This window comes from Peptoniphilus genitalis (assembly GCF_023614525.1).
Classification (GTDB): domain Bacteria; phylum Bacillota; class Clostridia; order Tissierellales; family Peptoniphilaceae; genus Peptoniphilus_A; species Peptoniphilus_A genitalis.
In genome coordinates, this window is the sequence record NZ_CP097885.1 from 621,496 (window position 1) to 633,585 (window position 12,090).

General features: G+C 34.2%; 14 protein-coding genes. 2 read left to right on the forward strand and 12 right to left on the reverse strand.

From position 1 onward, the window contains the following. Nucleotide 1: 1 nt before the first annotated feature. The 9 genes from M9426_RS03060 to M9426_RS03100 form a co-directional block, all read right to left on the reverse strand. Nucleotides 2-244: a FeoA family protein gene (locus tag M9426_RS03060; RefSeq protein WP_005953898.1), complete on the reverse strand. Its 243-nt coding sequence runs from the start codon at nt 242-244 to the stop codon at nt 2-4. A gap of 3 nt (nt 245-247) precedes the next feature. Then, entirely contained in the window at nt 248-478 is a 231-nt protein-coding gene (locus M9426_RS03065) for a FeoA family protein (RefSeq protein WP_005953854.1), read from the reverse strand. A 431-nt stretch (nt 479-909) separates the two neighbouring features. After that, complete coding sequence (locus M9426_RS03070; RefSeq protein WP_250342406.1) at nt 910-1,923, reverse strand: zinc-ribbon domain-containing protein; 1,014 nt, start codon at nt 1,921-1,923, stop codon at nt 910-912. A gap of 10 nt (nt 1,924-1,933) precedes the next feature. Then, nucleotides 1,934-2,479: an NYN domain-containing protein gene (locus tag M9426_RS03075; protein WP_005953837.1), complete on the reverse strand. Its 546-nt coding sequence runs from the start codon at nt 2,477-2,479 to the stop codon at nt 1,934-1,936. A gap of 12 nt (nt 2,480-2,491) precedes the next feature. Continuing rightward, entirely contained in the window at nt 2,492-3,199 is a 708-nt protein-coding gene (gene rlmB, locus M9426_RS03080) for a 23S rRNA (guanosine(2251)-2'-O)-methyltransferase RlmB (RefSeq protein ID WP_256466637.1), read from the reverse strand. Then, nucleotides 3,196-3,957, reverse strand: coding sequence for an FAD-dependent thymidylate synthase (gene thyX, locus M9426_RS03085; RefSeq protein WP_250342408.1), 762 nt, complete (start codon nt 3,955-3,957; stop codon nt 3,196-3,198). Before thyX ends, rlmB begins: the two co-directional genes overlap by 4 nt. After that, the gene (locus tag M9426_RS03090) at nt 3,954-4,361 is read right to left on the reverse strand and encodes a Mini-ribonuclease 3 (RefSeq protein ID WP_250342409.1); all 408 of its coding nucleotides are present in this window, start codon (nt 4,359-4,361) and stop codon (nt 3,954-3,956) included. Before M9426_RS03090 ends, thyX begins: the two co-directional genes overlap by 4 nt. Continuing rightward, nucleotides 4,346-5,743, reverse strand: coding sequence for a cysteine--tRNA ligase (cysS, locus tag M9426_RS03095; protein ID WP_250342410.1), 1,398 nt, complete (start codon nt 5,741-5,743; stop codon nt 4,346-4,348). Before cysS ends, M9426_RS03090 begins: the two co-directional genes overlap by 16 nt. Before the next feature lie 36 nt (nt 5,744-5,779). Next, the gene (locus M9426_RS03100) at nt 5,780-6,268 is read right to left on the reverse strand and encodes an NUDIX hydrolase (RefSeq protein ID WP_195444915.1); all 489 of its coding nucleotides are present in this window, start codon (nt 6,266-6,268) and stop codon (nt 5,780-5,782) included. 403 nt (nt 6,269-6,671) lie between these two features. Here M9426_RS03100 and M9426_RS03105 point away from each other — a divergent pair, with 403 nt between their 5' ends. Both M9426_RS03105 and M9426_RS03110 read left to right on the forward strand, forming a co-directional pair. Further along, complete coding sequence (locus M9426_RS03105) at nt 6,672-6,899, forward strand: hypothetical protein (protein WP_250342411.1); 228 nt, start codon at nt 6,672-6,674, stop codon at nt 6,897-6,899. A 14-nt stretch (nt 6,900-6,913) separates the two neighbouring features. Further along, on the forward strand, nt 6,914-7,327 hold the full coding sequence (locus tag M9426_RS03110) for a hypothetical protein (RefSeq protein WP_250342412.1): 414 nt from the start codon (nt 6,914-6,916) through the stop codon (nt 7,325-7,327). 660 nt (nt 7,328-7,987) lie between these two features. On the opposite strand, the gene M9426_RS03115 is transcribed toward M9426_RS03110, so the two are convergent. The 3 genes from M9426_RS03115 to M9426_RS03125 form a co-directional block, all read right to left on the reverse strand. Then, nucleotides 7,988-9,682: a DUF2207 domain-containing protein gene (locus M9426_RS03115; protein ID WP_250342413.1), complete on the reverse strand. Its 1,695-nt coding sequence runs from the start codon at nt 9,680-9,682 to the stop codon at nt 7,988-7,990. 427 nt (nt 9,683-10,109) lie between these two features. Next, nucleotides 10,110-11,453 (reverse strand): glutamate mutase L, encoded by a 1,344-nt coding sequence (locus tag M9426_RS03120; protein ID WP_250342414.1) that lies wholly within the window; start codon nt 11,451-11,453, stop codon nt 10,110-10,112. Further along, complete coding sequence (locus M9426_RS03125) at nt 11,450-12,076, reverse strand: cyclodeaminase/cyclohydrolase family protein (RefSeq protein ID WP_060800759.1); 627 nt, start codon at nt 12,074-12,076, stop codon at nt 11,450-11,452. Before M9426_RS03125 ends, M9426_RS03120 begins: the two co-directional genes overlap by 4 nt. Nucleotides 12,077-12,090 lie beyond the last annotated feature (14 nt).

Sequence of the window (12,090 nt, forward strand, 5' to 3'; positions counted from 1 at the left end):
CTTAGTCCTCCTTCTTTTCTGTTTCTTCAATTGTAATTAACTCAGCATCTGCTTTTCTAATGCTAAGTTCATAATTCCTAATATTAATTTGCACAGGATCGCCTAGTGGCGCTACCTTCCTTATGTAAATTTCTGAATTTTTTGTAATACCCATGTCCATTATCCTTCTTTTTAAAGGACCAGAACCATTGATTTTTTTAACGATGTAGTATTTTCCTACAACTGCATCCTTTAGTGTAATCAATTCTTACAACTCCTCTACCAATATTTTTTTTGCAATATCCTTACCTAATGCAACTCTGGAATCTTTAACATATACAATTAAGTTTCCATCGTTCTCATTAACAACCTTTATAACTGCATCTTTGACAAAACCAAGATTAGCCAGGTGAGACTCAGTTATATTACTATCTCCTAAAGACTTAATCCTTAAAATCTTATAATTAACATTTAAGGGCGCCATTACTAAGCTAAGCATTTAACCACTCGTTTCTTGTTTTTATTTTATTAAAATAAATTAATATTTGAATTTGATTATCGTTTGCTTAAACATTATACCATAGTTAACATAAAATTCAATTTAATACGATTGATTTTTTAAACATGAGCAGATACTTAATATTATTAATATTTTAAAAATTTTTCTTTTTTTTAATTGTTTGATTAATAACTGATTTTTACTTATAAATAAAAATATAGTTCTTACTTCTTTATTAAAATATAACTCTCGCTTCTTTATTAAAAAATAACTCTCACTTATTTATTAAAAAATAGTTCTGACTTCACAACTTACATTTATTTACATCTTCTTAAATAAAAATTTTATATTTTAAAATAAAATTCTTTCTATTTATAAAGAGCTTATAAAAGAGCATAAAAAAAGACAGCCTCTCGACTGTCTAATTTTTATTATTTTGCTTCGCCGTTTAATGTCCTGTAACTTATCCATCCGTTACCAACGTTACACCAAGTTCTTCCATCAGATCTTTTAGTGTCGTAAACGTAAACTGGATCGCCTCTGTGAAGAACGTAAGAGATGCTGTAGGCAAATCCTGGTCCACTTCTTACATTTGCCTTACCTGAAGTTACAAATTGATAAGTGCCAACTAAGCTTGATACTTCACGATTTTGAAGTCTTTGTATTTGAGCTTCTAACTCATCAGCTCTTGCCTTTTGCTTTGTAGCTTCACTTTCTTCTTGAGCCTTCTTTTCGTTGTCTGTCCTTTCAAGATTTATATCTTCTAGCATCTTTTTAAAGTCTGCATTGTCAGGATCAAGAGCAAGGTATTCATTTAACCTGTTGATGGCTCCATCATAATTTCTGCTAGACTTAAGTTGCATTATTTCAGACTTCATTCCAGCGTAGTTCTTCTCAATGAGTCCATCAACCTTTTCTTGCAATTCATCGTCGTCTTCAACTTGAATTTCCTTTAGGTTGGCAAGTGAAGCTTCATAGTCTCTAGCTTCATATTTTTTATTGGCCTTAGTTAAAAGGTCCTTTGTTTCTAAAATTTTATCAATGTTATTGATTTCATCTAAGTACTTTTGATTAGAGGACTTTTCATAAAGTTGGCTAAACTTTTCTCTAGCTTCCTTATAATTTTTTGCCTCAAGATTAGCCTTTGCAGATGTCTCTAGTTTTGAGTACCTGTATTTGCTAAATCCAAAATTAAATATTAGGGAGAAAGCTAATAATCCAACAACAACTAATCCAAAGATTAGGCCCTTTTGTTTTAAGCCCATGGAGTCATCTTTAAAGGAATTATTCTTTACTATGTTATCATCATCTTCTTCATAATAATTGCGGTCCTTATTTATTATTTCTGTTTTTGAAAAATCTCTATCTTCCCTTAAGTCGTGACCACAGTCCATACAAAATAAAGCATCTTCTTTATTTTCTTTTCCACAATTTCTGCACTTCATATTAAACCTCCTAACTATTTTTCTTTGACATATCGTGCTTTAATTTTCTTAGTTTATGAATTATATCTTCATCAAGGGCTGTAACCCTTTCTTCCTTTAGTCTTTTGGCAACATAATTCACCTTGTTTTTGGAATTATTTACTTCAGCCTCAAGCTCTCTTGCAGAGATCCTAGTCCCGCCACGAGATAAAATTATTTGCTGCTCCACATTGTCACTTGTAGCTACACGAACATTGGTGAGCCTTCCTATTTCATCTAGCTGCCTTTCAATATAATGGTCTGCTGTCTCAAACTCCTTGGTAAAGATCACATCAATCCCATCTTTCTTGTAGGTCTTGCCTCCAGATTTTTTCACCAAGTAGGCATCAAAGACTAGGATTATGTGTTCCCTTCTTGTGTGAGAAAATTCAATCATAATATCGATTAACTCATTCCTCGCATCTTCAAGGGACACATTTTTTAATTCTATTAGGGGTTGCCAAGAATTTATTATATTGTATCCGTCTACAAAGAGATAGTTTACATCTCTTTTGTACCTACTTGCTCGCCTTCTCATTTTTATTCTCTGTTATCTTCTAATCTCATACATTACAATTGCTGCTGCAACTGAGGCATTAAGGGAATCAAAATCAGAAAAGTTTGGAATAGTTATAGTCTTGTCTGAGTTCTTCAAAATATTTTTTGAAACTCCCTTGCCTTCGTTGCCTATAACCACAGCTGCCTTGCCAGAGAAGTCACATTCTCTTATGTCTTCTCCCTCAAGATCTGTTGCGTAAATCCAAAAGCCTGCTTCCTTTAACTTTTCAATGGACTGAGAAATATTTGAAACCTTGCATACATCAATGTCATAGATTGCACCTGCAGAAGATTTTACTACAGTGTCGTTTACTGTTGCAGCCCTCCTGTTTGGGAAGATTATGGCATCAATTCCAAAGAAGTTACAGCTTCTTGCTATAGCCCCAAAGTTGTGAGGATCTTCTATCTTATCAAGGATGAAAATCCTCGCGTCTTCCTTGTCTTCTAACTTTCTTATTAGGTCTTCAAGCTCAATATATTCAAAGTCACTTACAAGAGCAACCACTGCTTGGTGGTTTTTTGTGCCAGCAAGTTCTTCTAGCTTTTCATTGTCACTTGTAACTGTAGGGACCTTTGCATCTCTTGCCATGCCAATAATTTTTTTAATAGACCCACTAGCATTTTTCCCTACATAAATTTTTTCTACTTCTTCATTTTTTATGGCCTCCATAACGGGGCCTCTTCCGTATATATATTTCATTTTAAATTCTTAAACTTCTCTCTCATTTCCTTAGACTTTCCACAAGTCATCTTACCTTCAGGGCATGGTCCACTTACGCAAGCTGGTCCTTCATCCCTAAATAGGAGTGGTGCTACTTCCTTAACTTCTCTTAGCATTTCTGTTGCAAGTTCTCTGATTTCCCATTGGGCTCTTTCGCAACATCTAACTGTGAAGAAGTGCCTTAGAGTTCTAACATTCATTGTGACAACAATTTTTGTTTCACAAGCATTAGGGAAGACATATCTAGCATCTTCTATGGACATTTTTTCTACAGACTTTCTTGCCTTGGCCTCATCCATACCCTCTGCTATTAGTGGTCTTGCATTTTCTTCAACTAAGATTTCAACTAGTTTGTCGTAGTCCTCTTGGTCCCTCTTCATAGCTTCTATAAAAACTTTTTTTGCTTCCTCATTTCTTTCAATTTGAGGTGGAATAATGTATTCAAAGGAATCAAGTTTTACATACCTTTGGGATTGTTGTGAATAGGATGCAAGTCTGTGTCTTACAAGTTGATGGGTGAGAGTCCTTGAAACCCCTTCAATGGCAAAGGTAAAGCTAACATGTTCAAGTGGTGATAAGTGAGAAAAGGACATAAGTCTATTTAAAAACTTTTCTGTAGATTCCTCTGTCAAGTTTTCCGTAATTTCTTCAACACCAACTCTTGAATAGCAAAGTTTAGCAGCCGCAGCAATTGTCTTATCTGGATCAATTGTGTGGGAAATAATTTTTACCTTCATCCTATCATCTCCTTAAATAAGTCTCTAATCCTATCGTATCTCTTTAAGAGGTAGAGGTAGCCGTAAAGGGCCTCCACTCCAGTTGCAATCCTATAATCTATGGGGTCTGCATTTTTGGGTACTGTGTGGGACTTGGCATTTCTTCCCCTCTTAAAAATCCTCATTTCATCTTCTGTTAAGATGTCTTCTATTTTTTCAAAAAGTTCTCTTTGGCCCTTGGCCCTTACATACCTTATACTTTCCCTGTGAAGCTTGTTGGGGTTCTTTCTTATATCCAAGATTTCACTCCTAACTAAGATTTCAAAACAAGCATCACCTATATAGGCTAGGGCAAGGGGACTTAGCTCCCTTACCTCAGCTTCACTGTAATTTTTGACTTCTAAAAAATTTAAATTCTCTTCCAAGTTGTTCCACTTCTCGTATCTTCTATTTCAATTCCCATATTCTTTAACTCATCACGAATTTCATCTGCCCTAGCAAAGTCCTTGTTATTCCTAGCTTCATTTCTTTCCTTGATAAGTTCTTCGATATCGTCTGAGATTTCTTCTCTTTCTTCTTCCATAATTCCAAGAACCTTAGTGAGTTTCTTAAGAAGTTCTAGTGATTTTTCTAGGACTTCCCTTGAAGAGTTTTCATCAAGATTTAAGTTGATGTCCTTAACTAGATCAAAGATTGCTGTAATTGCATCAGCTGTGTTTAAGTCATCTTCCATAGCTGTTTCAAACTTTTCAATGTGCTTGTCATAGCCCTTTAATAAATTTTCTTCCTCTTCTGTCATCTTTTCTACAGAAGTTTTTTCTATGGCATCTTCAAGCTTGTACTTTGCATTGTAAAGTCTCTTGCTTGAATTTTTTGTTTGTTCCATTACTTCTCTTGAGAAGTTAATTGGCGAACGGTATTGAGTTGTCAAAAGGAAAAATCTCAAAACTTCTAGGTCAAATTCCTCAGAAATTTCTCTAACTGTGAAGAAGTTGCCCTTAGATTTTGACATCTTTTCGTTGTCAACAGTTATCATTCCGTTGTGAAGCCAGTAGTTGGCAAAAGGTACCCCGTTGCAAGTTTCTGATTGGGCAATTTCATTTTCATGGTGAGGGAACTGTAGGTCCTCGCCACCAGTATGGATGTCAATGTTGTCTCCAATAATAGTCTTTGCCATTACAGAACACTCAATGTGCCAGCCAGGTCTTCCTTCTCCCCAAGGTGCTTGCCAGAAAGGTTCTCCTTCTTTTTTATTCTTCCAAAGGGCAAAATCTTGTGGGTTTTTCTTGTTGTCATTGACATCGACCCTGTGGCCAGAAATTAGGTCTTCAAGATTTTTCTTTGAAAGCTTGCCATAGTCCTTGGCATGGCTAATGTCAAAGTAAACATCTCCATTGGAAACATAAGCTGCACCCTTGTCTATTAGGGTTTGGATGAAGTCGATTATTTCATCAATGTGTTCAGTTGCCCTAGGATTTATAGTTTCGTAGTCATAAAGGTGGAGGCCACCAGCATCCTTTTTAAATTCTTTTATATATCTTTCAGCAATGTCAGAAACCTTAACGCCTTCATCATTTGCCTTGTTAATCATCTTGTCGTCAATATCTGTAAAGTTAACTACAAATTTAACCTTCATCCTCTTGTAGTCAAAGTACCTTCTCAAGGTATCAAAGACAACTAGAGGCCTTGCGTTACCAACGTGGATAAAGTTGTAAACAGTTGGCCCACAATTGTAGATTCCAACTTCGCCTTCCTTAATGGGAACAAAGTCTTCCTTTTTCCTCGTTAGAGTATTGTATAATTTCATAAATCCTCCTATAAAAAAACGCCTCAATTGAGACGATTATATACCTCTGAAAAATTTTTCGTAGTAATCAAGTCCAATAAAAGTTTTGTCTTCAATCATTTGTTGAATCTTTTCCACGCTGGCTATGTCTACATCCATAACCTCTTCCTCCTGCATGACTATTTCATCAAGAGAAACATTTTTACGCACTAGAAAAATATAAAATATTGTGTTTTTTTCAGTGATTATCCTCTTGAGCTTGAGCTCATCTTCCCTTATGTCGATGCCAAGCTCTTCCTTGAACTCACGAACCATGCCCTCCTTTGGAGTCTCTCTCGATATAACAGACCCACCTGCAGAGCAGTACCACATGCCAGCAAAGGATTTTTTATTAAGAGACCTTCTTTGGATAATAAAATTTCCATCATCTCTTAGGATCCAACCCTCCACAATAATGTGGTAATCACTATTCTTAAGACGCTCGCCCTTTCTTATGACTCGCCTCTTCCATTTTCCTTTTTTATCATATACATCCCAATATTCCACGACAAAACTCCTTATAGTTATTTTACACTATTTAGGGTATTTTTTAAAGAGATATGTACCCTCTTTACTGGACAAACCAGTAAGGAGGGTGTTTTTTATCTACCCAAAAGGTATATCTCTACTCAAAATGATGAAAACCTTTTTCAGTTAATTTATAAAAACTTAATAAATCATATTTGTATTATACAAAAAAATAATAAAAATTTTTAAAAAATAGAAAATAGCAGTCTTTTAGGTATTTTAACTACTTATTTTAGACTTTATTGTAATGTATAGATAAATTTTAAAAAATGTTTTCCCTTATCTCCTTGACAAAACTCCCCTTTTTTTTTTACAATGTTCATATAAGATTTCATGAAATTTTAGCAAGATTATAGTTTTAGAAAAAAAAGGAGATGTAAAAATGAAGAAAATATATAGTTTAATAATAATTTCTTTATCAATTTTAATACTTTCAACAAATGTTTTTGCTTTTAATAATTACGATAATCAAAAGGCAGACTCTGATAAGTACCTTAAGGAATACAATGATTATATAGAATTTTTAGAAATCGAGAAAAATGAGGTTTTGAAAAATGTAAAAGAGCAATTAAAAGGTCATGAAAATACAGTTTTTATAATTCTGTGCTAAGTGATATACAAAAAATGTATGAAGAAAAATTAGGCGAATCTATTGTATTTTACTCAAATAGAAGATATTATGTACCTAATGGGGCTGTTTTTAAAAGAGAAGACAAATACATGTCAGCCATTGACACCTATGTTCCTAATAAAAGTATCGATAGATTTATGAACAATAGAGTGACATATAAAGATATAATTGCCTTTATTATTGGAGCCCAAAAAATGGAAAATTATTTTGGGTCTGTGGGTTTAGCTTACAGTCTAATTGACTTTTTTGGTGGAAGTGTCTACCAAAACAATGCCATCAGAGCCAGAGATAATGGTTATGGAATACAAGTTACAACTTATAAAAACAAACAAGAAGGTGGTGGAACTTCATTTGTAGTAGCTTGGCCAAGTGAACCATATGTAACAACAGACGGTCAACGTATTTAGATAATATTAAATAGGCTAGCAAATTTGCTAGCCTTTATATTTATAAAGGAGTGATTATTTTTGAATCCAGAACTAACTACATTATTAATATTTATTCTCGGATTTATTGTATTCAATTTTTTTCCAGAAGGAGAAAAAAGCGATTTCAACTATAGATTTAAAATATTAAGAAATATAGCTTTTGTAATGTTTACCTTCGCATTTTGTTTTGATAAAACCTACTTATTGCTTTTATCAACTATATTAATTATAATTTTTTATTATTTTTATGATGAGAAAAAAAAGAGCGACAAGGGGATCTTTCTATACATGATATCTTCCATTGTATTAACTCCTATAGTATTTTTAATTCCAGATAAATATCACTTGGAATTTGCAAATTTATTTTCTCCAAACATTTATATGTATTTAATTCTTCTAACAAGCCTAATTTTCTTTGTTATGAATGTATATAATTTTAAACAAATTGCAACTTATTCAAAAAACAAGTTATACACATTTATATTTTTACAATCAATAATTTATATTGAATATTTTTATTTAGTGTATTTCTTTATTTTTAGATAAAATTTTAATATTTCAATTAAATATACTTCTATAAAAGAAAGACAGCTTCCATAATGAAACTGTCTTTCTTTTTATATTAGAGATGAATATTTTTTAGCGACCGCCACCGCCACCACCACCGAAGGATCCTCCTCCGCCACCGACAGAAGTTGCTCCTCCCACACCAGGGCTGGCAAAACCAGTTCCAGATTGGTAGGACCTGTTTAACTTGCTGGAGAAGTTTCTTGTTGCAATAAGGTGAGCGTTGTAAACAGAATATTCACTGCAATAGGCTGGGTAAGCCTTGGCTCCCTTGACAAATTCCTTGTCCAAGAAGAAGATTGATGAATAGATTAAATACTCTTCCCACTTCTTGAAGTCAACTTCTTCTGTGACCTCATCAAGACAGTCCTTTAAATAATTTTTAAACTTAATTAGATTTTCGTAAAGAACTTTTCCCTTTTCAGTAACCCTTAGTTCCTTGCCAGTCCTTCTTGAGAAGAGGAATTTCTTTTCATATACATAATCTTCAAGGTAGCCTGCCTCTCTTAGCTTTCTAATAGATGAAGTTTGGAATTCTTCGTAGTAATTTTCCATTTCCTTCTTGTGGTCCTTGACATATCTCTTAAAGGCCTTGGCTGTGATGAAGTCCTCTTGGCTTTCTTCATTGGCAGCATCAATCATGTCAAAGAGTTCTTCTTCCATAGGCCCCATGTCTTCTGGCCTTTTTATAATTTTTATTTTATTGTCGGCAAAGCCCTTGCCCTCTTCTATAAATTCAATAGCTCCTTCAAGGCTCCACTTCAAGATAAAGGAGTTTATATAATTTCCAACTAAGTCACTTGTAACAAGGTAGGCTTGGCCGATAAAGTAAGACAAGTCTTCCATTGGTCCATCATAAGGTAGTTTTTTATAATATTCTCCCTTTAGGTCCTTAATTGTTGGAAGAGATTTTTTATTTTCAATTTTTCTCTTGTTAAAGGATAGGCTTGCAGCTCTTGCCACAAAATAAACTACTCCAAGTACAAGAGCCCCAACAAGACCTAGGATTGATTTTTCTGTATTTGACATTGGCTCTTGATAGGCCTGGCCTTCTCTGTTTTCCCAGTCTGAACCCTTAGCTGCCATATTGGCATAGTCGTCGAAGTTTTTGTCAATCTTGTAGGCAGTGTTGAAGTAGCCCTTTGGAAACTTCAGCATCACTGTTGCATAGTCAACATAATCTGTTGATTTCATTTGGATTACTCCGTCCACATTATGGATTTCACCCTTAAGACCAAAGCCCCACATTTCTACATCCTTAAAGGCTTCATAGCCCTTGATGTTTATCTCAACATTTTCTGGTTTTGGATTAAAGTTTTCTCCAACGAAATTAAAGAAGACCATGTCAGCGTCCTTTAGTCCCACTACAAGGGGATTTATTGTGTAGGACAAGTTGTAGATGTTGTCCTTAAATTCACTTATCCCCCAAGTTAGTTCAACTTGGTCCTCCTTATCAATCCTTCCATAGTGGTAGGCCTTGTCTTCAAAAGATGCATCAATGTCCCAAGGCATCTTTTCAGTGAAGTCCCTTCCAAGAGCATTGACAGAAAAATTTTCAATCTTTATGCCTTGCAAGTTTTCTATCCTCTTGTATCTCTCTGTGAAGTCCTTATTGTCTTCGTCGATTTGCCAAACTTCCTTTACCTTGGCAACTCCATTCCTATCTATGTCTGCATCAATTTTTATAGACTTAAAATCTTCTGCAAAGACGAGAACAGGCAGTAAGACAAATAAAATTGTAAGTTTAATTAAATTTTTTAATTTCATGTCGCAGCTCCTTTATACTTTATAGGTTTAGCATATAACTTTTATAAGAAGATTTCAATTTTTTATTTATAGTTCCCGTCCTCTTATTAAATTTATTTTTTAATTTATAATCCCCATCCTCTTGTTAAATTTATTTTTTAATTTATAATTCCCATACTCTTGTTAAATTTATTTTTTAATTTATAATCCCCAGATTCTTGTTATTTTTTATTTTGTAATTTCATCCCACTTTATAATTTGCTCTTAACTTATAATTTTCTTTTAAGTACAGAAATTTTAATTTTAATTCAAAAGTCACAAGCTCATAAGCAAAGACAAGATTATAATTTCTTTCTACTCAATAAAAAATATTCTTTATCTTAATAGGCAAGGCAATTTAAAATTCCATAAAAAAAGAAGCTACCAAAAATGGTAACTTCTAAAAAATTTATAGTTCTTCAAGATATTTCTTTAATAATTTGTATGAAGCTTCTTCATCCACAGTAGAAATTAGTCCAGCTGATGACAGGATATACTCCTTATCTAAATAACATTTTACGTCCCTGTTAATTAGATATTTTTCATCTAAGTCCCTAATGGCTGATAGGATCTTCTTTGGATCATCAGAGTTGATGAGAGATCCACCAGTTCCAATAAACATTTCTGCCGGTCTCAAATCTTTTCCATACTGTTCATAAATAGTTCTAGTAGGTGTCTTAATTTTTTTTATGTGGCCAACGTGTCTCATTAGTGAAGTATGAGTTGCTATATAACACAAGACATTGTCAAAGAATAGGTCTTCATCATTGTCCGGAATGTAGTTAGTATGGTTAAAGCGAAATTCAGTTTTTTCCTTCGCATCTTTTATTCCAAACTTAAGGAAGGGTTCTTCACCAACTGACTCGTAAAGAGCAGTGGCAGAATACCTCATACCCATATCGCCTTCCACAGTCCTCTTTTCATAGGGCTCATCAATGGGAGGTGAGATGACATTTTCTTCTCCATAATAAGTTTTTCCTATGGAATGGATATCTGTAGTTGCCCCGCCAATATCAACAGATAAAATAACCTTATCCAAATATTTGGCGTAAACTGACATGGCCTTTTGAACTGCAACTGGAGTTGGCAATAATATTTCAAAATCTTTACTTAGTAGATCAATTCCCTTGGCATGGGCGATAGTCTTTATGAAAAGATCTCCAATTGTCTGCCTAAGAGGCCTATAATTTATTGTGTTTGTTGTTGGCATGACATTTTCTGTGAAGTCACAAGGGACATCAGCTTTATTAAAGATGTCCCTTATTTCTTCATGAGTGTCAATGTTTCCTGCCACAACTACAGGAGTTTTAACAAATCCCTTTGCAAGTTTCTTTGCATTATAGATTATGTTATCCCTGTTGCCGTGATCAGTTCCTCCACATAAGACTATGATATCGGCACCAGCAGATTTTATTTCTTCTACTTGCTCATCCTTGAGTTCGTAGGAATAAACATTCAAAATCCTGGCACCACTTGATAGTGACGCAAGTCTTGCAGCGTCAGTAGTAAGGCTTTTTGAAAAACCTATAGCTATGACCTTTAGTCCTCCTGATGCCGAAGAACAACCTAATATTTTATCGTATTTAACATCAGAGATTTCCCTTAGCTTTTTGTAAGCCTTATTAAAGCCCTCTCTAACATCGGTCTCCACAGTAGTATAACTTGAAGCTCCAGCCAAAATTACATTTTTATTTGTATCCACTAAATGCAACTTTGTATAAGTTGATCCAACATCGACTAAAAGATAAATCATGCTAATTTTTCATCTACCACTTTCATAATTTCTGCGTGATTCTTTTCAACAATCTTTCTTGTAGCAGCCATTTTTTCTTCAAGTTCGTGTCTGTAATCTTGGTCCTTAAGTGAGTTAAGGTTGATGATTACATTTAGGAAAGCTCCGTGAACTGCAGCTTCAATGTTTAATAGAGCCACTGCTACGTCAGTGATTGCATTTGAATTACCTTTTTCAGCAAGTTCTCTTGCGTAATCGTATAATTCAGTAACTTTCATTCCAAGTCCAAGAGGTACTTCAATTGCATTTCTGTATCCTTCTTGAATTTTTTCTGATCTTAGAGCTTTTTCTTCTTCAGTTTCCTTAGGAAGTTTCATAGCGTCCATAACACCATTAAAAGAGCTAGCGTCTTTGTCGATTCCATCAACAAATTCGTCCTTGTATTTTAAAAGTTTTGCTTGAAGTTCTTCCATTCTTTCAGAAACGTCCATATATTTTTTCTTGCCAACAGTTAGTCCTGCAACCATTGCAAGAAGTGAAGCAGCCATTGATGCATTTAGAGCAGCAATAGATCCACCACCAGGTGCTGGTGAATCTGAAGCTGTTTCATTAGCAAATTCTACTATATTTAAATCTTTAAGCATTTTTCCTCCCGAGA